The organism is Hyphococcus sp., from assembly GCF_965267305.1.
Classification (GTDB): domain Bacteria; phylum Pseudomonadota; class Alphaproteobacteria; order Caulobacterales; family Parvularculaceae; genus Hyphococcus.
Genome location: NZ_OZ253945.1, coordinates 323,880 through 347,159, shown reverse-complemented (window position 1 = coordinate 347,159; position 23,280 = coordinate 323,880). Strand labels below are relative to the sequence as shown.

The 23,280-nt window shown below is 55.9% G+C and carries 24 protein-coding genes, 1 tRNA gene and 1 pseudogene; 18 read left to right on the top strand and 8 right to left on the bottom strand.

Going from position 1 to position 23,280, the window contains the following annotated elements:
- Positions 1-59 precede the first annotated feature (59 nt).
- On the top strand, positions 60-797 hold the full coding sequence (locus tag ACQY5P_RS01650) for an N-formylglutamate amidohydrolase (RefSeq protein ID WP_428409100.1): 738 nt from the start codon (positions 60-62) through the stop codon (positions 795-797).
- 37 nt (positions 798-834) lie between these two features.
- On the opposite strand, the gene ACQY5P_RS01645 is transcribed toward ACQY5P_RS01650, so the two are convergent.
- Entirely contained in the window at positions 835-1,659 is an 825-nt protein-coding gene (locus ACQY5P_RS01645) for a hypothetical protein (RefSeq protein WP_428409099.1), read from the bottom strand.
- A gap of 301 nt (positions 1,660-1,960) precedes the next feature.
- Here ACQY5P_RS01645 and ACQY5P_RS01640 point away from each other — a divergent pair, with 301 nt between their 5' ends.
- The 3 genes from ACQY5P_RS01640 (at position 1,961) to ACQY5P_RS01630 (ending at position 4,737) form a co-directional block, all read left to right on the top strand.
- A complete protein-coding gene (locus tag ACQY5P_RS01640; protein WP_428409098.1) occupies positions 1,961-3,100 on the top strand; it encodes a carboxylate-amine ligase in 1,140 nt (379 codons plus the stop codon).
- A gap of 161 nt (positions 3,101-3,261) precedes the next feature.
- Positions 3,262-3,338, top strand: a tRNA-Met gene (locus tag ACQY5P_RS01635).
- 136 nt (positions 3,339-3,474) lie between these two features.
- Positions 3,475-4,737 (top strand): tyrosine-type recombinase/integrase, encoded by a 1,263-nt coding sequence (locus ACQY5P_RS01630; protein WP_428409097.1) that lies wholly within the window; start codon positions 3,475-3,477, stop codon positions 4,735-4,737.
- 36 nt (positions 4,738-4,773) lie between these two features.
- On the opposite strand, the gene ACQY5P_RS01625 is transcribed toward ACQY5P_RS01630, so the two are convergent.
- On the bottom strand, positions 4,774-5,262 hold the full coding sequence (locus tag ACQY5P_RS01625) for a lectin MOA-related protein (protein WP_428409096.1): 489 nt from the start codon (positions 5,260-5,262) through the stop codon (positions 4,774-4,776).
- Between the two features lie 15 nt (positions 5,263-5,277).
- A complete protein-coding gene (locus ACQY5P_RS01620) occupies positions 5,278-6,333 on the bottom strand; it encodes a hypothetical protein (RefSeq protein ID WP_428409095.1) in 1,056 nt (351 codons plus the stop codon).
- A gap of 221 nt (positions 6,334-6,554) precedes the next feature.
- Between ACQY5P_RS01620 and ACQY5P_RS01615 the strand changes: the two genes are divergently transcribed.
- Entirely contained in the window at positions 6,555-6,710 is a 156-nt protein-coding gene (locus ACQY5P_RS01615; RefSeq protein WP_428409094.1) for a hypothetical protein, read from the top strand.
- Here ACQY5P_RS01615 and ACQY5P_RS01610 read toward each other — a convergent pair.
- Positions 6,707-7,243 carry a hypothetical protein gene (locus ACQY5P_RS01610; protein ID WP_428409093.1) on the bottom strand — a complete coding sequence of 179 codons (537 nt, stop codon included), beginning with the start codon at positions 7,241-7,243 and terminating at the stop codon, positions 6,707-6,709. The two genes, ACQY5P_RS01615 and ACQY5P_RS01610, sit on opposite strands and share 4 nt — an antisense overlap.
- A gap of 4 nt (positions 7,244-7,247) precedes the next feature.
- On the bottom strand, positions 7,248-7,649 hold the full coding sequence (locus tag ACQY5P_RS01605) for a hypothetical protein (RefSeq protein WP_428409092.1): 402 nt from the start codon (positions 7,647-7,649) through the stop codon (positions 7,248-7,250).
- Between the two features lie 154 nt (positions 7,650-7,803).
- Between ACQY5P_RS01605 and ACQY5P_RS01600 the strand changes: the two genes are divergently transcribed.
- From ACQY5P_RS01600 to ACQY5P_RS01580, 5 genes and pseudogenes are all read left to right on the top strand, one after another.
- Positions 7,804-8,268: a recombinase family protein gene (locus ACQY5P_RS01600; RefSeq protein WP_428409091.1), complete on the top strand. Its 465-nt coding sequence runs from the start codon at positions 7,804-7,806 to the stop codon at positions 8,266-8,268.
- A gap of 24 nt (positions 8,269-8,292) precedes the next feature.
- Positions 8,293-8,535: pseudogene (locus ACQY5P_RS01595) on the top strand (recombinase family protein); the annotation flags it as partial.
- 384 nt (positions 8,536-8,919) lie between these two features.
- On the top strand, positions 8,920-9,831 hold the full coding sequence (locus ACQY5P_RS01590) for a hypothetical protein (protein ID WP_428409090.1): 912 nt from the start codon (positions 8,920-8,922) through the stop codon (positions 9,829-9,831).
- Positions 9,832-9,844: 13 nt separating this feature from the next.
- The gene (locus ACQY5P_RS01585; protein ID WP_428409089.1) at positions 9,845-10,891 is read left to right on the top strand and encodes an asparaginase domain-containing protein; all 1,047 of its coding nucleotides are present in this window, start codon (positions 9,845-9,847) and stop codon (positions 10,889-10,891) included.
- Between the two features lie 22 nt (positions 10,892-10,913).
- Complete coding sequence (locus ACQY5P_RS01580) at positions 10,914-12,020, top strand: asparaginase (protein ID WP_428409088.1); 1,107 nt, start codon at positions 10,914-10,916, stop codon at positions 12,018-12,020.
- On the opposite strand, the gene ACQY5P_RS01575 is transcribed toward ACQY5P_RS01580, so the two are convergent.
- The 3 genes from ACQY5P_RS01575 to ACQY5P_RS01565 are packed head-to-tail and all read right to left on the bottom strand — an operon-like array spanning position 11,998 to position 14,333.
- Positions 11,998-12,291 (bottom strand): hypothetical protein, encoded by a 294-nt coding sequence (locus ACQY5P_RS01575; protein WP_428409087.1) that lies wholly within the window; start codon positions 12,289-12,291, stop codon positions 11,998-12,000. The two genes, ACQY5P_RS01580 and ACQY5P_RS01575, sit on opposite strands and share 23 nt — an antisense overlap.
- Before the next feature lie 9 nt (positions 12,292-12,300).
- On the bottom strand, positions 12,301-12,852 hold the full coding sequence (locus tag ACQY5P_RS01570; protein WP_428409086.1) for a hypothetical protein: 552 nt from the start codon (positions 12,850-12,852) through the stop codon (positions 12,301-12,303).
- Positions 12,849-14,333 (bottom strand): type IV secretory system conjugative DNA transfer family protein, encoded by a 1,485-nt coding sequence (locus ACQY5P_RS01565; RefSeq protein WP_428409085.1) that lies wholly within the window; start codon positions 14,331-14,333, stop codon positions 12,849-12,851. Before ACQY5P_RS01565 ends, ACQY5P_RS01570 begins: the two co-directional genes overlap by 4 nt.
- 345 nt (positions 14,334-14,678) lie before the next feature.
- Between ACQY5P_RS01565 and ACQY5P_RS01560 the strand changes: the two genes are divergently transcribed.
- The 8 genes from ACQY5P_RS01560 to ACQY5P_RS01525 all read left to right on the top strand — a co-directional run bounded on the left by ACQY5P_RS01560 (position 14,679) and on the right by ACQY5P_RS01525 (position 23,279).
- Positions 14,679-14,924, top strand: a complete 246-nt coding sequence (locus ACQY5P_RS01560; RefSeq protein WP_428409084.1) for a hypothetical protein — start codon at positions 14,679-14,681, stop codon at positions 14,922-14,924.
- The gene (locus tag ACQY5P_RS01555) at positions 14,924-15,289 is read left to right on the top strand and encodes a DUF3768 domain-containing protein (protein WP_428409083.1); all 366 of its coding nucleotides are present in this window, start codon (positions 14,924-14,926) and stop codon (positions 15,287-15,289) included. The genes ACQY5P_RS01560 and ACQY5P_RS01555 overlap by 1 nt, the downstream gene beginning before the upstream one ends.
- 2 nt (positions 15,290-15,291) lie before the next feature.
- Positions 15,292-15,585, top strand: coding sequence for a hypothetical protein (locus ACQY5P_RS01550; RefSeq protein WP_428409082.1), 294 nt, complete (start codon positions 15,292-15,294; stop codon positions 15,583-15,585).
- A gap of 291 nt (positions 15,586-15,876) precedes the next feature.
- On the top strand, positions 15,877-16,254 hold the full coding sequence (locus tag ACQY5P_RS01545) for a plasmid mobilization protein (protein WP_428409081.1): 378 nt from the start codon (positions 15,877-15,879) through the stop codon (positions 16,252-16,254).
- Entirely contained in the window at positions 16,251-19,013 is a 2,763-nt protein-coding gene (locus tag ACQY5P_RS01540) for an AAA family ATPase (protein WP_428409080.1), read from the top strand. The genes ACQY5P_RS01545 and ACQY5P_RS01540 overlap by 4 nt, the downstream gene beginning before the upstream one ends.
- A 110-nt stretch (positions 19,014-19,123) precedes the next feature.
- Positions 19,124-19,330 (top strand): hypothetical protein, encoded by a 207-nt coding sequence (locus tag ACQY5P_RS01535; protein WP_428409079.1) that lies wholly within the window; start codon positions 19,124-19,126, stop codon positions 19,328-19,330.
- Positions 19,327-22,602, top strand: coding sequence for a helicase-related protein (locus ACQY5P_RS01530; RefSeq protein ID WP_428409078.1), 3,276 nt, complete (start codon positions 19,327-19,329; stop codon positions 22,600-22,602). Before ACQY5P_RS01535 ends, ACQY5P_RS01530 begins: the two co-directional genes overlap by 4 nt.
- Complete coding sequence (locus tag ACQY5P_RS01525) at positions 22,599-23,279, top strand: DUF4391 domain-containing protein (RefSeq protein WP_428409077.1); 681 nt, start codon at positions 22,599-22,601, stop codon at positions 23,277-23,279. The genes ACQY5P_RS01530 and ACQY5P_RS01525 overlap by 4 nt, the downstream gene beginning before the upstream one ends.
- The last annotated feature ends 1 nt before the right edge of the window (position 23,280 follow it).

Below are 23,280 nucleotides of genomic sequence, written 5' to 3'. Positions count from 1 at the left end.
CTCCGCGCGCGTATCCTTCCGCCCTTGCGCGTTTTGCAAACTCGCGCACAATCAAGACCATGAACGATTTCGACATTGCTTATCTCGAACGCTTCGGCGCAGCGCCGGTTTTCGTCTTCTGTGACCACGCCTCCAACGCCATGCCAGACGACATGAACTGCCTCGGCCTGCCTGAAGATATTCTGAAAACCCATATTGCGTATGATATCGGCGCAAGCGCTCTCGCCGCTGCACTCGCCCTGCGGCTGAAAGGAACGTTCTTCCGCAGCGGGTTTTCGCGTCTCGTGGTCGACCCCAACCGGCCGGTCACGTCCCATGACCTCATCCCGGCGACGAGCGATCAGATCCCCATCCCGGGCAACCAGATGCTAAGCGAAGCCGACCGCAAGGCGCGCATCGAGCGCTTCCATGTTCCGTATCATGATCGTCTCGACGAAGCCCTCGACGAAACCATCGCGCAATCCGGCCCCCCTTTCGTCATCTCGATCCACAGCTTCACGAACCGTCTGATGGGCGCAAAGGAAGACAGGCCCTGGGCGCTCGGCCTTTTATGGCGCGAGGACGAGCCTTCCGCCCGCGGAATGATTAACTATTTGGAGCAGCATACGGAGTGGCGCATCGGCGATAACGAGCCTTATGATGCGCGCGAATTCAATTATTCCGTTGACCGTCATATAGGACCGCGGTCACTATCGCACCTGACGATTGAGGCGCGCCAGGACCTCATCGCCGACGCGGCCGGCGTCGACACGATCGCCGACGTGCTGTCCGAGGGCGTCATCGCCCTTTCAAGATGAAACATTCGGCCCGGACAGCGTCCGGGCCGAGGCAAGGTCAGGACGCGGCGCCGACAAGTTTCGGCCCTGTCTCAAGCCACCAGGGCGTGCTCCAGAGGAGATTCTGCGCGATGGCGGTCGGCAGCATCACCGCAAGCCAGACGATGTAAGCGCGCTGAACCTTGCCGCCGCGCCGGTAAAGATCCCAGACGAACAAGGGCGCGATCACGAGCAGCGCGTAAAGATCCATCGTCAGCGGACTGTCCGGCGACGATGACGGCAGAAAATGGATCCGGTCGATCGCCGCCGGAAGCGGCGCGATGGTCGCAAGGATCATCAGTCGCTTGTGCGTTTCGAAATCTGTTTTCCGGACATAGAGGGCAAGGCCCACAAGCAGCGGAAACACGATCCCGACACGGATTTGCGCCAGCAGCAGATTGGTGACGAAGGGTACGACCTCCGCATTCAGATAAGCGGCGACATCGGCCGGCGCCGCAGCGATCATTCCGTAAAGCTGCGCGTGACGCACCGGCACCAGCATGAAGCCGACAATCACAATGGCGGGCGCCAGGATCAGCGCGATGAGGCCGAGCTGCATATGCAGGCCGCGGCGGCCCGTCGCCATCAGCGTCGCCTGCGCCAGCAGAAGCAATATCCACGCCCCCATCAGCACGGCGTGCACATGCAGGATCGGCGGGATCGGCGGGGCCGCGCCCGCCTCCATCCGCGCGACCATGCCGAAAGAATCCGGCACAAAGCCAATCAGGACGATAGCCAGAATGAACCCCGCCATGAAGACGAAGATCCAGCAGTCGATAAAGGCTGCGACGCCGCCCGATGCGGAATAAGAATGGTCAAGAACAGGATCGGATATTGTTGTCATGGTTTCTCCCTCTCCGTAATCCGGCGGCGCAGATAGCACCGGTCCCGATCGCCGGGAAGCGGGGTGCGGCGAACCGAGGGAAAGATGCGCCATCCCGCGAAACGATCCGTTCAGGAACTATTAACCGCTTGATCGGGGCCGCAAATCCGGATGCGCCGGGGCGATAAATTCATTGACCCCTGCGCCGGCTCCGCGCACAATTTTGCGTGAAATGTTTGTAATCAGGAAGACGAGATAGAATTTTCAGCGGAGCGCCGGGGCTTTGCCTTGAACGGGAACGGCGATCCGGGAAGGAGCTTTCATGCTGCCGGCGCTGACACTGGGCATAGAGGAGGAATATCTCCTCATCGATCCGCAAACCCGCGATCTCGTGCCGGAGCCCTCCCCCGACTTCATGAAGGAGTGCCAAGACCGCCTGGGCGAGCGTGTGACGCCAGAGTTCCTGAAATGCCAGGTGGAGATCGGCACGCCGGTCTGCGCCGACATCTCCGAAGCGCGCCACCATCTGACCGCCCTGCGCTCGGCGATCATCAACACCGCCGAAAAACACGGCATGAAGCTGATCGCCGCCTCGACCCATCCTTTCGCGCAATGGGGCCGCCAGAAACACACCGCCGCGCCGCGTTACGATCTTCTCGACGCCGATATGGGCGGCGCGATCCGCCGGATGCTGATCTGCGGCATGCATGTGCATGCCGGCGTCGAGGACAAGGAGCTCAGGATCGATCTCCTCAATCAGACACGCTATTTCCTGCCCCATCTTCTGGCGCTTTCCACGTCTTCGCCGTTCTGGGGCGGCCATGACATGCAGATGCGCTGCTCGCGTCTCGGCATTTTCGACTCCATGCCGCGCACCGGCATTCCCGACCGCTATGAAAGCTGGTCCGAATATGAGCGGATGATCGAACGGCTCGTGAATGCCGGCGTGATGGAAGACTCAACCAAACTCTGGTGGGACATGCGCCCGAGCGCGCGCTTTCCGACGCTTGAAATGCGCATCACCGATGTCTGCACGCGGATCGAGGATGCGCTCTCAATCGCCGCGCTTTATCAGTCGATCCTGAGGATGCTGGCGCGCATCAAACAGAAGAACATGCGCTGGCGGATTTATCCGCGCATCATGCTTGAAGAAAACCGCTGGCGCGCCCAGCGTTACGGCTGCACCAAAAGCATGATCGATCTCGGCCGCGGCGAATGCCTGCCCTTCGGTTCGCTGATCGAAGAGATTCTTGAAATCATCCAGGAAGACGCCGTCGCGCTCGGCTGCCTCAAGGAAGTGCAGCACGCGCGCACGATCCTGAAGCGCGGCACCAGCGCCTGCCGGCAGGTGGATGTCTTCGCCAAGGCCAAAGCAGATGGCGCCGATGACACGGAAGCGCTCATCAAGGTCGTCGACATGCTGGTGGAGGAAACCGCCGCGGACCTGCCGCAAAGCGGGTAAAGGCCCGATTTTCCCCGGAAAACCAGCCAAAATAATCGGCGGACGGGCCTTGCGGGCCCCGTCCGGCTTCGCTATACCCCGCTCTCCCGTTTGCGGGCGCGCCGAAGCGCCGCTCAATCGCGGCGGGAAAAGCGTTTCTCATGCGAGTTTCGCAAAGTTGGCGCGGGGTGGAGCAGCCCGGTAGCTCGTCAGGCTCATAACCTGAAGGTCATAGGTTCAAATCCTATCCCCGCACCCAATTCTCCCCATCTAACCCACTGAAAATAAACAGATTTTCTACCATCGTATTCCGGTGTTCGTGTCAAAAAGCGACTGTTTTACCCTTACACAGTGATTACACAGTTTTAGGGTTTTTGCTCTAGCAACGGAGACAGATGGCGAAACACGAATTATTTGGCGGAAAACTACATCTTTATAAGCGTGAGAATTCACGCCACTGGCAATGCGCGACCTTCCTTGAAGGGCGCAATCACCGGCGCAGCACGAAAGCCGAAAGCCTGGCTCAGGCAAGAGACATTGCCGAAGACTGGTATCTTGAACTTCACGGCAAGCACCGGCGCGGTGAGAAGCTCCATGAAAAAACTTTCAAGGACGCCGCAGCGCAGTTCATCACCGAATACGAAATCATCACCGAAGGCCAGCGGAGCGGCCGATGGGTGGAAGGCCACAAGGCCCGCATCCGCCTCCACCTTGAGCCGTTCCTTGGCAACCTCGGCCTTTCTCAGATCACGGCGGGCAAGGTTCAGGAGTATCGCATCCATCGAAAGACCAAGCCCGCCGATTGGGAAGAAAAAAATAAGAGAGCCTGGAAGGCCCCATCGCACAGCACCCTGCACGATGAAGTCGTGACTTTAAGGCAAGTCTTGAAGACGGCCATACGTCATGGCTGGCTCGATCACCTGCCCGATTTATCGATGCCGTACCGTGGGCAGGCGAAAGTTATCGCGCGGCCCTGGTTCAGCCCGCAGGAATATAAACAGCTCTATACGGCAACCCGCAATCATCCCCGAACGCTGGCAAATGGTCGTCATCGCCAGCATGCGGAAGACCTCCATGATTTTGTGCTCTTCATGGCGAATACGGGACTGCGCCCGGATGAAGCCTATAACCTTCAGCACCGCGATGTGGAAATCGTCGAAGATGACGAAACGGATGAAACCATCCTCGTCATCGAAGTGCGCGGCAAGCGCGGCTTTGGCTATTGCAAAAGCATGTCGAATGCGGTGCGCCCATACAGACGTATTCTTGAGCGCCGCAGACCTGACCATACGAGGCCGTTGTCACCTGACAACGCCCCCGCCCCTACCGATATGGTGTTTCCGAACAACCACCTCCGGATGTTCAACACTGTGTTGGAACAGGAAGGTTTGAAGGAAAGCCGCGACGGCCAGAAACGAACGTCTTACAGCCTTCGCCATACTTATATATGTTTGCGTCTGATGGAGGGGGCCGACATTTATCAGATCGCAAAGAACTGCCGCACCAGCGTTGAGATGATCGAGAAGCACTACGCCTCCCACATCAAGAACAGCATCAGCACGGCGGCTGTGAACGTCCGCCGTCCCAAGAAACCGAAGAAGCCCGGCCTACCCGGCGGCGTAGCCGTTGAATCGGAAGAGCCGCCACACGCTCCGTAACGCTTGACGGTTTCGCTATCTGTCGCCGCGGGGAGACTAAAAAATCATTACCCGTAAGTCGCGTACTTGTCCGGCTCTTATTATCGGGTTTTTTCCTTCACTTTGAGCCTTTGCGTTGTTGAATTGGGGTTCGATCCAAACCAATCGATTTTCCCGTGTCACAAACCAATTTGCCGCATGTAGTTCAGATGGATTATCTGTTTGGGATGGGGGTGACCAGTTGCATGTCCCCCAGAAAATCCCTGCGGCTATCGGATATCCTCCTGTAATTCCCTTATCCTCTGTCGCGAGGTAACCCATTTTGGATTTGAAGGTACAAGCATATTCATCGCAGTCGAATACCTCGCCTAAATTGCCGAAATGAGAAATGTGACATCTGCTGAGCATACTGCTCAGATCACGGCCTTGAGGTAGCCAATAATATCGGTCAGCGCCGTTCAAAAATACTTCTTGTGACGCCCATCGACCGCGCGTCTGCTGAATAACAAAGCTCTTTATAGCCCCCATCTCTTCGACTTGTCTCACAGGTGTTTGTTCCGCCTAATTCGGATTATAATCACTCCCCTCGGGGGCGACCGCTTCCAATGTTTTCTGATACTCCTGAACCGACTCAATTAAAGCCTTTTGGGCGTCAATTAACGCTTTCTCCGCAGCGGCGGCATCCTTCTCCTTGTTCGTTGTATCAATTTTCAGTTGTACAAGTTCGGTCGGAAGCTTGACCAGTTCTTCCACAACATTGATTGGAATCTGTATGCCGGCCATAGCCTCGCTTGGCTTATTTAGAGACACCTTTTTCAGCATTCCATTTGTAAAATCTGCGGTAAATGTCTTCTTCACAAGGCTTGCTCGTTTAAGGTCGAGAATTCTGAGATTTGTTAAATCGGGTATGGATATAAGTCTTTCTTCGTTTGCGCCAATCTGCCCCTTGAATACCACTCGTGCGGACGCAGCTTCTGGATAGCAAATATTCACACCGCATGCAGAATGTATATAGGCTTCATCTTTATCGTGAGTGCCCTGGCTCAAATTGGAAGCAGAAATAATCGAAATATCTATCTCCTCGCCTATTTTCTGCGGAATTGGATCAATACGGATTGGTCCGGCATACGGATCGAGGATAAAGCTCACAGTTTGCGTAACTTCTTCTTGGTCGAAAGTGAAAGTTGATCCTGGAAAAGCAGTTGCAGCTTTCGCAGCCTTAATCCCCAACTCTAAAAGCTTGCCTACAAATGCGCCAGATTTGTCGTCAACATCAATTGAGACTTGCTTTAGCATACCCTTTTCATCCACTTCCATCACTACAATATCATTGGAAAAAGAATTTCTTTTGTAGTAAACGGATATGTACGTTGCCGGAACAAAAACAGGATTCATTTTTGTAACCGATAGCGAGTATTGCCCACTCTTGAGCGATGCACGGCTGTTCAAATAGGCAGCGGGGTACTTTAATTCCAGCGTTACTTCGAAAAGAGCTTTTGGTATTGCGTAATGGCCAATCGCTTCAGTCGCATCACCAGCTTCGGAAAGCACCGAACCACTGGCGCAACCTGAGATTAATAATCCCAGCAGGCCAAAGCCGAATCTGAACTTTGTCATGGAAGCCCCTCCCCAAGAAAGTTTTATATTTACATATTTCACCTGAATAGCATAGTATATATTACTGTGTTTTTATTGTTATAGTGTAACGTCGCTCTGGTTGATCGCCGCTCAAATTTGACAAACGGGAGCAAAATATTACATAATATACGCATACTGATTAATTTATTTTGTTTCGAGTAATAATGCGTGCGTGTAATGAGTTCAATTGCGTAGCTGTTATGAAGGCCCTGGCCCCTCTGGCGATTGCCGGGACGGCGTTCGCCATTGGCATTGCGAATCCGGCTACGCTGGGATTGATCGTTCTTCTCGCCTATGCGGCGCTTTACGGCCCGCAGGCATTGCGCGGCACGGCTCCCGCCGCTCAGACAGCCTAATTTGTTCCCAGCAGTTTCATGATCGGGCCGGAGAGGGCGAAGACCAGCCCGATGCTCCCCATCACGCCTGATGGTGGCCGCGACAGCAGCCAGAAGAACCGCCACACGGCGGACATCAGTAGGTAAACGCCGATCCCGAGTATAAAATTCATCGCCGCCCATGTCATATAGGCCACCGGCACAGCCAGTATGATAACGTCGATGATCTTCCAGTCCGTCCAGGGCAGGAAGAGCCCATACAACGCCTCCAGATTGGCCTTGGCCTTCGGCTCAGTCTGCGCGGCGATAGCGATCAGCGTTACGCAGACGAACATCTGCCACAGCGCCTCGCGCCCGTATCTCCTGAAATTGCTCCATGTCGGCAGGAAGGCCGACAGCCCCTGCCGCATAAGCGGCGCATTGCGCCGGAAATCATCCCGGATGCGGCACAGGAATTTCTCAATCCGCTCCGTCATGCCGGAAAAGCTTAGGATCGCCAGCACAATGCCCGCGATCTCGATATAAAGCCCCGCCTTCCCGAACAGCGCTTGCATACGCCTAGGGTGAGCCCGGCATGTCAGCCGCGACGGAAAACGTAAAGGCGATGCAGCCCGCGACGTAAAGGAACCACATTACAAAGCCGAAGCTGCGACCGTCCGAGGCATCATAGCCCCGCCCTTTGGCCAGCCAGCCGATGCCGTTCCATATGATCTTCACGACGATATAAAAGACTACAAAGAACAGCGCAAAAGCAAGGTATGCGAACTGTACCATCGCAAATGAGATGATCGTGACGGCGATCAGCGTGATCGCGCCGAAGAATAGCGCCACTCGCCCGGAAAAACTGTCCTCATAAGACGTGTTCATAACTGCCCCTCCATACGCAACGAACAGCGCAGGGCGCTGCGCTTTTCTAACGTCACGGCCGCGCGGATGTTGAGACGAGGAGCGGTTATCCACTGGAAAAAGGTTCCTTTAAAAAGTTTTCGCTGGGCGGCGTGCGCAACCTCGGGGATACTGGAAAGGAATGAGCGGGACAGGTTTAGCGGAAAAAGGAACCCTTATTCCGCGTCAATCGCCCGCAAACGGTATAAGCGAGACAAGGCAGCAGGTGATGCGTATCGGTTACGCCCGCATCTCGACGATAGAGCAGAACTTGAATTTGCAGCGCGACGCGCTGAAAGCGGCGGGCTGCGCGCTCGTCTATCAGGATGAAGGTGTTTCGGGGGCTAAGAAACAACGCCCCGGTCTTGAGTCCGCGCTTGAACGCCTGCAATCCGGTGACGAGCTGGTCGTTTGGAAGCTCGACCGGCTGGGCCGATCAATGCGTCACCTGATCGAACTTACCGAATGGTTGGAACAGGAAGGGATTGGCTTTCGCTCTCTTGTCGATGCCATCGACACCTCAACCTCCGGCGGACGGCTCTATTTCCACCTGATGGGCGCGTTCGCCGAATTCGAGCGCAACCTGATCTCCGAGCGCACCAAGGCAGGCATGGCGGCGGCACGAGCGCGCGGGGCGCGGATCGGCCGCCCGAAGAAGTCGGATAATCTTCCAGTCCCTGACCGAGGTCATTGATACGAACACTGCGGGCGGCTCCTTTATCATGTCGCCGCCGCTTTTTCTCAGTTCGAGCGTGATCTAATTTCCGAACGCACGAAGGCCGGTCTCGCCGCTCCTCGCAGACGCAGTGTGCGCATTGTCAGATCGCGAAGGCTCACTGCAATGCAGGTTCAATACGCAAACGCCAAGATCGTAAGGGGGGCGAGTACAATAAAAGTTTTGATGGATTTATTCAGCGTAAGTTCGTCCACGCTCTGGCGGACCATAAACGAAAAGGGCTAGATTGAAGTTATGTTGATGAAAGAGCTATTTTCAAGTGACTCATAACTATCCTCAAACGGATCAGTGTTTACATAAACGAGCGGAAACAATTCCGTCGTTCATGCTATTAGATACTTCTTGACACTGAGCGCAACTAAAATACGATCTGTACAAGGAAGAGATGCTTTGTATTGCCGCAAGCCACGCGAAGGCTGTTATCGCCTGATGGGGGCGTGAGGCGAGGTGCCGTCACTTGGTCGGCGTATCTGATCGATCTGCGGATTTAGGCGTTCTTCGAGCGATGCGCTGCCGGGTTCAGCATCACCCCCGGGAAGGTTGCCGCTGCCGAAGTGGCCCTTGAGGTAGGAGCGGTCTCGCAGACAAAGAGGCAGTACAAGAGCCTTGATGTCCCTAGAAAAATTTGAACCGTATATTGGCTTCAATATCTTGCGTGGATCGGGTAAGAACAAATACAAACGGTATGGTTACGGGGAACGGGGGCTGGTTATGGCGAGCGTATTTTCGAAAGTGAGGCGGTTCTATGAGAGCGTATGGAGCGAAGCCCCATGGGTTAGAGCCGCTGGCTTCGTCGGGGCCGCATCCGGGGGGCTGTTTTACCTCAATCAACATCTTCCGTCTGGCATTAAGGTCCAGGCCACGGAATCGAGCGTCGCCGCAATACTCATTGCGATTGTCGTAACCCTGTATTTCTTTCTGGTTGCTGTTCTTTTTGGCGATCAAGTGCGATTACAAAAGAAATTGCGCGCACTGGAGCAAAGTTTCCGATACGACAAACGAGGTACGCTATACAACGCCTCAGAGCCAAACATCGCCTTTAGGATCGCTACATTTAAAGGCATTCTGGCTGGAATTGGTACTGAAGTTGGTAAGGAGCAATTGGCCGCCGCGTTGGTTGAAGCCGGCCGTGCTTCGGCAAAGGACTTCGCTGCAAATTTGCCGAACATCTTTGATCGCGATATTCGAAGCAACAAGGGTGGAGGTATTTGGTCCGGGCTGACCTTCGAACAGAAGCTCATTGAGTGGTCAGACTATGACAGCGCAACGGGTTGGGGCATTTTCGCCGCTCGCGCCGTGAATGGGCATTTGCGTGTTGGCGTCACTCATTTCAGAGGGCTGTTCTCCGGCGACGGCGGCCTGTTCTTTGGCCAATATCTCGCGGGGTATTCGGAAACCGTCCTTTCCGAAATTGTGCGGCATCACAAAGATGGAAGATTCGGGGATTTTCGAGGCGTTAGGCTCGCTGAAATAAACTCAAAGAATGAAAACTCGGTAGAGTTCGAGTATGAACTCGTCTGAATTGGAGGTTTAGATGTCGACCAAATTGGCGATTATTACAACAGGCGGAACGATAGGTTCCGTCATAAAGGGCCAGACTGTCGGCGTCGATGATACCGTTGAAAAGTTGCAACAGGAAATAGCCCGAATCTGTCAACGAAAAGGAGCAAATTACGAGGTCTTTTCGCCAATTAATAAGAACTCAGAGGATTTAGAACCAGGCGATTGGGCAATACTCGACGCGACGATACGATCTTGCAAAGATCGCGGGTATAACAAGTTCGTTATTACTCACGGAACAGATACGCTAAGTTATACAGCTTCCGCAATCGGCATTACGCAGCAAATCGAGCCCGTCAAAATTTGCTTTACTGGCTCATTTTATTCGATGGATCACGAGGAGACTGATGCGCCTATAAATCTTCTCGCAGCGTTCGAGTCCGTACTCTCAGATAACGTAGATAATGGAGTTTACGTCGCTTTCCGGGAAGATGAGCGGAACCGCACGGCGGGGATATATCGAGCCCTGGGCCTCAAGCCGATGGCATTTGACGACGTTGCTTTCAGGTCGGTTTACGATACGAAAGTAGCACATTTCTCTCGAACCGCCGGGCTGATGATCGGGCGAGAACCGATGGCGCTCTTTTACCCAAAGTTGAGCGTCTCCGGTCCGCTTGAGCCTCAAAAGGTTACTAAAATCGCAGAACAAATTGTTATCTTGCGCGCATATCCTGGCTTGACATTAGCACCACTTGAACCGTGTCTGTTTGACTGTGCTGCCTTGGTGATTCAAGCTTACCATTCCGGAACTGCCAACTCTGTAATTGCGCCCGGCACACTCACAAATTTCATCTCCAAAATCGCGTCACGAATTCCTGTTCTCATTGGTGCTTTCCCAAGCCGTTACATATCGACACCTTACGATAGTACAGCTCGCTTAATTGATGCGGGCGCGCATGTTTACAGTAATCTTCAGCCGCATAATCTGTATACGTATCTTGTTATTGGAATGAGCCAAGGGATGTCAGCGCGGGACGTGCTCAGTGCTCTTGAGCCAAATCTAGTCAAAATTCAGAACTGAACCTGATCATAGGGATAGCCAAATGTCTAAAGTTCGCTTGCTTTCTTTGTGTGGGCTAGCGCTCTCGCTGGGGTCCATAATTGCTCCTGAAGATGCCATTGCCGAGGAACCGTTGCCAAAGGTTGTTATCTTGGCGACAGGTGGAACGATTGCTGGAAGCTCCAACTCGTCTAGTCAAACGAAGTACGAAGCAGGAGTGTTGGATATTGGCAGCCTGATTGCGGCAGCGCCGGGTATCAAAACATTCGCGTCTGTTGAGGGTGAGAGAATATCGAATGTTGGAAGCCAAGATATGTCGGCAGCGATCTGGAGCGACCTCGCTGCAAGAATAAGCGAACTCTATGAAGATCCAACGGTTGCGGGAATTGTAATCACCCATGGGACAGACACCATAGAGGAAACCGCTTTTTTCCTCGATTTGATGTTCCCGTCCGGCAAGCCAATCGTTCTTACTGGGTCAATGCGCCCGGCAGATGCAATTAGTGCCGACGGACCGCAGAATCTTGAGGATGCGGTTGAAATCGCAGCTACATCCGCGGCTGCGGGACGTGGTGTTATGGTTGTCTTAAACCAGAAGATTCATGCGGCGCGTAGGGTGATTAAGTCTCATACGGAAAATCCGGATGCCTTCGTCTCGGAGCGAGGAGGTTTACTTGGAGAAATTGTCAACGGAAAACCGCATTATTTTGGCGTCGCCGCTCGTGCAAAACTCGCTCCCGCGATTAATAACTGGCGCTCCATCAGTGCCACCGAATTCCCAAAAGTGGGGATTCTATACGGCCACGTAGATTCCGACGCCATTCTGGTCCGCTTCTTTAGTCGGAATTCGTATGAAGGTTTAATTCTTGCAGGCGTCGGTAATGGCAACACTAACAAGCGCACTGTGGAGGAACTTCAGAAGGTTGCATCGCGCATGATCATTGTTAGGTCTTCGCGAGTCCGCGATGGGCTAGTTTCAAGAAATGTCGAGTTAAATGACGATGAGCTCCGCTTTGTTGCCGCCGAAGACTTGAGCCCGCAAAAAGCCAGAATCCTTCTTCAACTCCTGTTGATAAGGAACGCAGATAAGGCAGTGATCCAACATTTATACCGGTGCGATACGCCGCTCAATCCCGACTATTGTAACTAATAGCCATGCCTCGTGGCTTCTCCCTGTCGCAGTCCTTTGCGAACTTCACTCTGATAGCTTCTTGTCTTTGCGCGATTTCGGCGTCGATGCGTTCGCGCACCTGCTGATCGACTGCGCTGCGCATGGGACCGTTGGGCGTCAGCATGGGCTGCGGCGGTTTCATGCCCTGCGGCGCGTTATTCACCTGTTCGGGCGAGACTTTGCGATCCAGCGCCTCGGCGAAACCGTCCTTCGCCATATGCTTGTTGCGGTCGGTCCAGTGCTCAGCCATGGCGGGCCTTTAGAAAGTTGCGGATCGGGCAAGGATGCGGTCGGGCGCTGAAATGACCTGCCGGGATGTCCCGAGGAATTTTTCGCGTCGTGCATTCAACAATTGCCGCAGCGCATTCAGCGCATTAAAATCCTGATGTTTCTTTTTGGTGACATAGATGTTTTCTCGCCCATAGCAGAACAGGAGGCCGCCGCCCGCCACGCGGAACTCGCCCATCTCCTTAAGGTCATAGCTCTTGCGGTCGGTGAAGGCTTTCCGCGTCATGACGATCTTCTCGCCGGTGGGCCAGATCAGCGCCTTCAGCCAGCCTGCGCCGGCGAAGAGAAGACCGGTTAGCGGCATCGGCGCATAATGCAGGAGCGAGAGGTCGCGCCCCGGCACGAAATAGATATAGGGCACAGCGGATACAATGAGCCCGAGCAGGAAGCCGATGCGAATGGCGCCGGTTGTCCGCACGCCTTTGTCCTCGAAGAGGAACGCGGAAAAGCGCGTATCGTCGTCCTTCAGGATTCGCACGCCCTTGATGTCATGGCGCGCCTTGACGCGGTTCCAGAAGCTCATGCGGCTGCCTCCTGCCTTTCTGGCGCCGGTTGCTCATAGGCGGGATCGGGATCGAACTTGCCCATAAAATGCGCGTCGCGGTCGTAATCGGTGCGGGAGAGCGCTATCGGGTCGGTGCCGGGCCACAGCACGAGCTGGCGGCCCGACTGGCGCGAGAAATACCGCCCGATTTCCTCCGCGCTCATCAGATCCACCACCTGCCGCGTGGTGGATTTGCCAGAATAACCGTTGGCCGCCTGCGCCATGGAAATCTCGCCTTGCGAGACAGACTCCAGCGTCGTCTGGCCCAGGCGTTTGGAAAGATATTCGAGCGTAGTGAGATCGTTGAGGCCGAACCATTGCGTCAGCCCGGCATTGCCGAGGAAGGTTTCCCAGCTTTCCGGGTAATCGCGCTTTAGCTGCGTCAAATCCTGCAACACTGGCCATAGGCGCACGCCGAACCCGGCGATCAGCCCCGCCGCCCGCTCGATGACGCTCATGGGGCCCAGCACATGGAATTCATCCATGATGATCAGCGCCGGGTGCTCGGGCCTCGCCCGGTTGCGCTCCATCGCTTCGATGGTGAGCGCAATCATCAGGCGCAGCCACCGGCTATGCGTGCCCATGCGCCCGGCGGGCAGGCTTAAATAGATCGTGCATGGCGTATTCTTTATATCGGCCAGGGTAAAATCCGAATGCGACAAGACTTTCGCCATCGCCGGAGAATCGAGGAAATCCGTCTGCACGATGGCCGTTGACAACACGCTGGAGCGTTCGCGATCCGACATGGCGATCAGCGTGTTCGCCGCCCGCGCGATGGCGCCGCCGCAACGATCCGAACAGCTCATTTCGGCGAGCGTGCGGGTCAGCGCCTCTTCATTGCCTGTCAAGCGCGCCCGCACTTCGAGGAGCGTGCGCGCGTTTTCATCTTCAAGGCTCGCCACATGCAGGATGAGGCCGGTAATCCACAGCTTCGCCGCATCGGTCCAGTGCGCTTCCACATGCGATGGTATGATGAGCGCGTCGGCAAGCAGCGCCGCATCGTCCCGCCCGTCTTCGCCGTCCGGATCGATCGCATCGATCGGATTGAAAGCGGCGCGGTATTGTTCCGCATTGCCGCGCGCGGCCATGAAGGGATCGAGCACATAGACCGCCTGGCCCATGCCCTCCGATGTGTCCGAGCCTTTGCCGCGCCTCGCGGCGGTCACGGTCGCAAGATCGCCCTTCGGGTCGATCACGACCACCGAGCCCGGATATAGGCACATATTCGGAATGATGACTGAGCGGCCCTTGCCCGCCCGCGATCCGGCGATAGTCATGATGTGGCGATCATCGCAGACGCCCAGCATCGCATCGCGCGTTTGGCCTACGAAGATAGCACCCTCTCGCATCTTCCAGCGCTCATGCTGGACAAGGGCTTCAGGCGACCACCAGCCCGCATCGGGAAAGCTTGCGTCATGCGTGCGATCCGGCACGCCGCGCGGAAACAGCGACATATCCATCGGCTGAGTGCTCCTTCAAACAGGGTCCACTGGCCTTTTCGCCTTATTGTTCCGCCTCCTGCCTTAACAGATTGCCCAACAGACCGGCGCTGTTGGTTTTCTCGTCTTTAACGATGCTGCGTCTTTATTTGCCTCCTTCTTGGGCTAAAGGCCGTATGACCTTCCTGCCTTGATCTCCTGGGTTCTGGCGGATGCGGCCCGGCTGCCCTTCAGCGCGCAAGGGGCTTCCGCCGCGCATACGCGCGGTCTCCCGAGAAGCCCCCTGACGCGGACCGGGCCTATGCCCCCGCCAATTCGCCCCCATGAGGCAGGAATGGTCCGGCCTCAAAAGCCAAGGAGGCGACAATGACGAAAGCAGCAACCAAAACCACGAACACCAACACCCAGAGACCGGCGCACCGCGTTTTTCTCGTGCAGGAAGACGATAAGGGCGAAACCCACTGGACCGAGCTTTGCTCGCTCTGGCCGACGAAGAACCGTCCGGGCTTTACCGGCCCGGTGAAACCGAACCTCGCGATCAAGCCCTTCCAGGGCCGCATCGTGGTCCTGCCCGCCACGTTCCAGGCGAGCGCAGCGAAAGGGGCTCAATAATGAGCCCCGCCAAGCAAAAGCGGATTGCGGAGCTGAACGATCAACTCCGCGCCCGCATCCAGACGCCGGTGTTCGGCGAGGCATTTCCGCCCGGCGCTGTTTACCTTACGCGGGGCGTGGCAAGCCTTGGCCCGGCGGCGCAGATCATCGCCTGCGCGATGGTGCAAAACTTCGACGGCTTCACGGCGGATAACGATCCTTACGGCGAGCATGACTTCGGCGCATTCTCGCTTCCAGGCGGCGAACGCCTGTTCTGGAAGATCGATTATTACGCCGATGCGGAGTGCGAATACGGCTCCGAAGACCCGTCCGATCCGGTGAAGTCGTATCGCGTGCTCACCATCATGCTGGCGGAGGAATATTGACCATGCGCTCCGGCACGCCAATCGAAACCATAATGATGTGGGAGGGCCGGTCCATCCGGCTCTCCTACGATCCCGTCAAATGGGGGATCGTCGATCACCTCGAAATCCAGAGCTGTGACGGCGGGCCGCTTCCTATTACGGAGACCGGCTACCGGTCGCATTTCTTCGGCCCCATGGAGCCCGCTTTAACTATAGAAGAACTGCACGAATACGTGCACGCCTGGCTCGATGAAGCCGCCCGCGATCCGAAGTGGAAAGCGGCGGAAGACAAGCGCCGCCAGCTCTCGCTGTTCTGAAAAGCTCTTCGGCGGAACCGCTTCTTGCCGGTTTCGCCAGCGCGCGTGTTTGTCACGGGCGCATCATCTCCCGACATGCTTATCATCCGTTCACCAATCATGCTATTGTCGGCGCATGCGCGTGTGTGGTTTCCACATACAAGCGTGCGCCCATTAAGAGTTTCCTAGAAAATTCTACCGTATCCTGAACAAAAGGGAGATGTGCAAGCCATGCGCGGTCATACCGCGCGCTTGGCAAGGGGCTGGCGGCCCCGTTGCATCCCCGAGAGGTCGTTGTGGAAAGGATGCGAGATGGCGGCTCGCAGAAGCGGAAGCGACAAGCGCAGGCGCACCGCGCGCGTCCAGTTCCGGGTGGACATGGACGAGCTCGCGGCGCTTGAAAAGGCGGCGAGCGAGGCGCGCCTTACGCTCGGCTCTTATTCCCGCAAAATCCTCCTGGGCGCGTCGCCCGCCCGTGCGCGCCGGAAAGCCTCGCCCGATACAATTGCATTAGCGCGGCTACTCGGAGAGCTGGGCAAGGTCGGCTCCAACATTAACCAGATCGCCTACTTCTATAACGCGGGACGGCGCGGCGATGTGGAGCGCGAGGAACTGCATGCGGCGCTTCATGCCGTGCAGGATCTTCGCGACGAGATCATGCGGGCGTTGAAGCCGGAAGGGGCCGCATGATCATCAAGGGGCGCGCAAGAACCAACCCGAAAGACCTTGCCGCCCACCTCCTGCGGATGGACGAAAACGAACAGGTGAAGGTGATCGAGCTGCGCGATGTCGCAGGCTCGAACCTCCATGACGCCCTGTGCGAGATGGACGCCCTTAAAGCCGCGACGCGCGCCGAGAAGGGCCTTTACCATGCGATGATCAACACCCGCGCCGATGAGCATTTAAGCGATGACCAATGGCGGCACGCCGTCGATGCGCTGGAGGCGCGGCTGGGGTTTTCGGGCCAGCCGCGCGCCGTCGTTAAGCATGTGAAGGATGGCCGCGAGCACTGGCATGTGGTCTGGTCTCGCACCGACCTCGAAAAGGCGAAAGCCATCCCGGTCAGCCATAATTACCGCGCGCATGAGGAAGTCGCCCGCGCCCTCGAACTTGAATTCGGTCATGCGCGCGTCGAGGGCGCCCATGCGGGCCGGGAAGACCGCGCGCGGCCCGACCGCACGCCCTACCCATGGGAAGTCCAGCAGCAGGCCCGCACGAAAATCTCCATCAAAGAGATCGGAGCGGCGGTGAGGTCCGCCTGGGAACAGGCGGATGGGGCGAAAGCTTTCCAGAACGCCCTTGAGCATCGCGGCCTGATCCTGGCCCAAGGGGATCAGCGCTCATTTGTCGTGGTGGATGCCGCCGGCGGCGTCCACAGCCTTTCGCGGCGCTTGAAGACCGTCAAAGCCGCCGAACTCAGGGCGCAGCTTTCAGCGCTTGAGAACCTTCCAAACGTCGATGAAGCCCGCGAGTTGCAAAAGCAACGCAGCCGCGCCCGAGACGAAGCGGGCGGAACGCTCCCCATCGCGCCTGCGCCGACATTGGATGAGGTCGAAGGCGAATTGCTCGGCACGCGCTCTTATTTCACGCGCGGCCAGCTTGAAGGGCTCTTGGCCGATAAGGGCCATCAGCATGCGCGAGCGCTTGCAACCGGAATCCTGAAAGACGAAAGGCTGTTGCGCCTGACCGATCCAGCGAGCGGGCGCTTTATCGGCTACACGACGCGCCATGTCCGCACCCAGGAATTGAATGTGCTCGCCAATGCGCGGGCGCTTGCTTCCGATCACCGGCACCGCCTTGCGGATAGATCGCATAAGAGCCTCTTCCGCGAGATACAGCTATCCGGCGAGCAGCAGGCGGCTTTGCGCCATGCGCTGGAACCGGGCGCGTTGAAGCTGATCGAAGGGCGCGCCGGGACGGGCAAGTCTTTTCTCTTAAAAACCATCCGCATGGCGGCGGAAGCGGATGGCTATGAGGTCATCGGTCTTGCCCCCACCAACACCGTCGCCGCCGACCTTGGAAAATCCGGCTTCAGGAACGCGCGCACCGTGCATTCGCTGTTATGGTGGCGGGAAAACCGTCTCTCCCATATCAATGCAAAGCTCACGGCTAAATCGGTGATCGTCGTCGATGAAGCGGCGATGCTCGGGACGAAAGTGCTGGACCGGCTCCTCAATGAAGCGCGCGAAAGCGGCGCGAAGCTCATTATGGTCGGCGATAGCCGCCAGCTCCAGTCCGTCGAGCGCGGCGGCATGTTCCGCGATCTCAGCGATGCGTTCGGTACGGCCTCCCTGACCGAAGTGCGCCGTCAGCATGAAAGCTGGGCGCGGCAAGCCTCGGAAGCCTTCGCAGAAGGAAAATTCAGGGAAGGGTTACAGGCGTATGACGAGCGCGGCCTTATCCGCTGGAGCGACAGTCTGGATGAAGCCCGCCAGCGCCTTCTTACAGCATGGGAGCAGGACACGGCGCATGAGCGCGGCGAGCGCTTTGTCTTCGCCTACACCAACAAGGAGGTGGATGCGTTGAATGAAGCCCTGCACCAGATCGAAGTTAATCGCGGGCGCATCGGCGACGCGATTGAGGTCGAGACCACGCGGGGCCTGCGGGAAATCGGCGAAGGCGACCGCGTGCAGTTTCGCGCGAATGACAAGCCGAACGGCGTCTTCAACGGCGCGCTCGGCACCGTGATCGGCATCGAAGGCCGGGTGCTGAGCATCGAGACCGATGCAGGGGCGACCGTCGAGGTCGATACGCGGGAGTTCAAAGCCATCGACCATGGCTATGCAGGAACCATCTACCGCGGACAGGGCAAGACGCTCGACCAGAGCTATGTCCTGCATACCCGTCACTGGCGCGACGCATCATCCTATGTGGCGATGTCGCGGGCGCGGGAGGATACGCAGATGTTCGTGGCGCAGTCGCAGGCGCGCGACCTCGACGATCTCGCCTGGCAGATGGGCCGCCGCCAGTCGGAAGGCTCAACACTCTCTTATTCGGCGGAGCCGGTATCGCCTGATCATGTCATTGGCACCGCAAAGGCGGCATTCGATGAACAGGCGCGCATGGCGACGGAACTGCGTGACGGGCTCGAACGCCTGAAACTCGAAGCCCGCTACACCGAAGGGCGCATGCGGGCAGCGGAGGCACACCTGGAAGCGGAATCCAAAGCACCGCCGTCCGAGATTCCAAATCTGAGGGCGCAGTTCGCGGCGCAGGATGCATCCCGCCAATCAACCGCTTCCGCGGAAATTTCAGCGCTGGGTGCGCAACAGGATCAGACCCGCCCTGCCCGCCGATCAGCACTCAGCGACACTTTTGAAAAAGCCAGCACTGGCCTCACCTCCCCTTCCCGACCGCAAGAATCTGCCGTTGATCAGACTACTCGAGACATAGCTCGGAAGCTCCGCCAGGACAGGCGCCGCGAACGAGAACAGCGCGAACCCCAGTAGAATCATGCTCCACCGAGCTTCTTAGAAAGCGTTTGTTTTTCCTGTGGAATTTTCTCCACGCATCTTAGCCGCACCTAGGCAATTGTGTATCCAAAGGGTACACTAATCTAATGAAAAAAGATTCGGGATTACGCATTCGCGTTGAGCGTGAACTTCGCGAAAAATTTTTAAAGCTTTGTCAGCAACAGGACCGCCCTGCGGCGCAAGTCCTCCGAGAATTTATGCGCGACTATCTGGCGAAGTATGAAAATACTAATAGTAATGCTTCCCAAAACCTAAATGTAGAAAAGCATAAACTCATTCGAGGCGGGAAATGAAGGTCGTTGACAATATAACCCATCTTTTGGGCGACGATCTAAAGGCCTCGCTAAAACGCGGGGTTCGACTAAAGATCGCGGCGTCGTGTTTTTCGATTTATGCCTTTGAAGCGCTCAAGTCCGAGTTGTCCAAAATAGACGGCCTCGATTTCATCTTCACAGCACCCACCTTCGTGCCGGAAGGTGTGACCGACCAAGTCAAACGCGAGCGCCGTGAATTCTTCATTCCTAAGTCCCAGCGCGAACGGAGCCTCTATGGCTCGGAGTTCGAAATACAACTCCGAAATAAATTGACCCAAAAGGCGGTTGCGCGCGAATGTGCTGCATGGATCAGAAACAAAGCGAAATTTCGGTCAAATAAGACCAAGGCGCCCATGCAACAATTTGTGTGTATCGACGCCGCAGATATGCAGGTCGCATATATGCCGGTTGGCGGGTTTACCGCAGTCGATCTCGGCTATCAGCAGGGAAATGCGATCTCGAATATTGTGAATCGTTTCGACGGTGCGCCACATACGAACACCTACATTGAGCTTTTCGATCAAATCTGGGGTGACGCCGAGAAGCTGCAAGATGTTACAGAGGCAATCTGCCAGCACATCGAGTCTGTTTATCAGGAGAACTCCCCCGAGCGCATTTACTTCTTGATCTTGTACAATCTCTTCAGCGAATTCCTCGAAGAAATTGACGAAGATGTGTTGCCCAATGACCGGACAGGTTATCTCGAAAGCGTCGTATGGAATAAGCTCTTCAATTATCAGCGAGACGCTGCCACCGGCATTATCAACAAGCTTGAAACGTATAACGGCTGCATCCTTGCTGACAGCGTTGGCTTAGGTAAGACATTTACGGCGCTAGCCGTCATCAAATACTACGAGCTGCGCAACCGTTCGGTTCTCGTGCTGTGCCCGAAGAAGCTTGCCGATAACTGGCTAAACTATAACAAAAACCTCAAGACGAATATCTTTGCTAAGGATCGTTTCAACTACGACGTATTGTGTCATACTGACCTCTCAAGAACCTCCGGCGATTCATTCGGCACTCCGCTCAATCGGGTGAACTGGGGAAACTATGACCTCGTGGTGATCGATGAGTCCCACAATTTCAGAAACAACGACATCTATAAAGATAAAGAAACCCGTTATCAGAAATTGATGAACCAAGTCATCCGCGATGGCGTGAAGACTAAGGTTCTCATGCTATCCGCAACTCCCGTGAACAATCGGTTTAACGACCTTCGTAATCAATTAGCCCTTGCTTACGAGGGGCAGTCTGAGGCCCTAAGCAAAAAACTCAAATCAAAATCTAGTATTGAAGAAATTTTTCGCAAAGCCCAAGCCGCCTTTAACGTCTGGTCAAAACTGCCGCCTGAGGAGCGTACTGCCCCAACTATTTTGAAGATGCTCGACTTCGACTTTTTCGAGCTGCTGGATAGCGTCACAATAGCCCGCTCACGCAAGCACATCGAAACTTTCTACGATACTGCGGACATCGGCAAATTCCCTGAGCGCCGTAAGCCGCTCTCGTTCCACTGCCCGCTTACAACACGCAAAGACGTGATGAGCCTCAACGAGATCGTCGCTCAACTTTCCATGTTGAAGCTCGCAGTCTATGCACCGCTGAGCTACATCCTGCCCAGCCGCATCGCAAAGTATGAGGCTCTCTACGATACAGAGGTAGAAGGCGGTGGCGGAAAGCTCAAGCAAGCCGACCGCGAGCGCAGCCTTCAGGCGCTGATGACAACAAACCTCCTGAAGCGTCTGGAAAGCTCTGTTGAGGCGTTTCGGCTCACACTGCGTTCGTTAAAGGACAACCTCAACGGCACGTTAGACGCCATCGCCGATTTCGAGCGGTCGGGCGGCGCGCTGGAAGTATCGGACTACACCGGCCACATCTCGGATTTCGATGAAGACGATGAGGATTTGTCTGGGCTGGGCGACTTTACAGTGGGGAAGAAGGTTCAGATCAACCTCGCGGATATGGACGTGCAGTCCTGGCAGCACGACTTAAAGGGTGATTTAGCGCTCATCGATGCGTTGCTTGCCTCTATGGATATGATCCGCCCAGAGGATGACGCAAAGCTACAGCATGTGAAAGCGCATATTCGAGAGAAGATCGCCACCCCCATCAATCAGGGAAACAACAAGGTTCTCATCTTCACTGCGTTCGCTGACACGGCGAACTACCTCTACAACAACATCGCAGCCGACCTTCAGAAGAGCAAAGGCCTAAACACCGCGCGCGTGACGGGCTCGGATTCACCGAAAACGACAATCAAGAAAAACTACGACTTCCAATCCATCTTAACGCTCTTCTCCCCCCGCTCGAAGGAAAAGCATCTTATCCTGCCGAACGATGACAATGAGATCGATATCCTTATCGGTACGGACTGCATCTCGGAAGGGCAGAACCTTCAGGACTGCGACTATCTCATCAACTACGACATTCACTGGAATCCGGTGCGCATCATCCAGCGCTTTGGGCGCATTGATCGTATAGGCTCGCCAAACGCACAAATCCAGCTCGTCAATTACTGGCCGGATATCAGTCTCGATGAGTACATCAATCTCAAAGAGCGCGTCGAAAATCGGATGATGATCGCGGATGTAACGGCGACGGGCGACGACAACGTACTCACCGCAAAATCAAGCGAGATCGCCTACCGCAAGGAACAGCTCAAACGCCTTCAGGAAGAGGTCATCGAGCTGGAAGACTTGAAGACCGGCGTTTCGATCACCGACCTTGGCCTCAATGATTTCCGTATGGACCTGCTCAACTACGTCAAAGAAGATGGCGACTTGGGGCGGATGCCAAACGGTCTTCACGCCGTGGTGCCGTCTGACCCCGCGCTGGGCCTGCCTCCGGGCGTCATCTTTGCGCTGAAAAACATCCATGACAGCGTGAACATCAATCAGCAGAACCGCCTGCATCCATATTATCTTGTCTATATCGGCAATAACGGGACGGTTGTCGCCGATCACACAGAGGTCAAACGGCTGCTCGATGTCCTCCGCGCGACCTGCAAAGGCGAAAATGAGCCGATCCAAGCCGTCTGCCGTCTGTTCAATGAACGGACCGATGATGGCCGCAAAATGGACTTGCAGTCGGAGCTATTGAGCCAGGCCATCCGCTCCATGATCGAGTTGAAGGAAGAAAAGGACGTAGACAGCCTTTTCAGTGGCGGGCGAACCACGGCGCTCGTGAATACAATCGCTGGGCTTAATGATTTTGAGCTGATCGCCTTCCTCGTCGTGCAGGAGGGCAGCTCATGACGGCCTGCTTCGAATACCCGCCCGCAGCCAAGTTCTGGCGTGTTGTCCCCAAGACCAAGGTCTATGACCATGCGCGCGCGACCACGCGGCTGCGGCAGCTTTTTGTCGATCAGGTGGACCAGATCGTCTGGCGCTACAAGCTTGCGCCCGAAACAATCAACCTATCCGCCACGAAAGCCGTGTCGGAAATTCAGGTATTTGGCATTAGCCTCAGGACGCCAGAGCTGGATGAAGATATTTTGCTTGCCATCGATAAGGCGATTGCCTTTCCTATCATCTTTGAGCTGACCAACGGCGGAAAACGCAAGTCCATTGCAGCCTACAAGCGCCCCAGCGAGGCGGACAGCGTCAAATGGGTCGTGAGCGAGTATTTCGCGAGCGATTGGGAGCTTGAGGATAACCCGAGAAAACCGCTGCCAACGGCCCTCAATTTGGGTAGTCTGTATGACAAGCTTTTGTCATCCCTGATTCCGGCATATGCCGGCGATATGGAGCCTCTGGACGCCCGTGTGGCGCGAATAGAGGCGATCAGGGCGAAAGAACGAGAGGTCGAACGCATCAAAGCGCGCCTCTCGCGTGAAAAGCAATTTAACAAAAAAGTCGCGATCAATGCCGAGCTGCGCGGGGCATTGAGCGAACTGAAAAACCTTGGCGGCGGCAAAGCGGCTGACGCCTGAA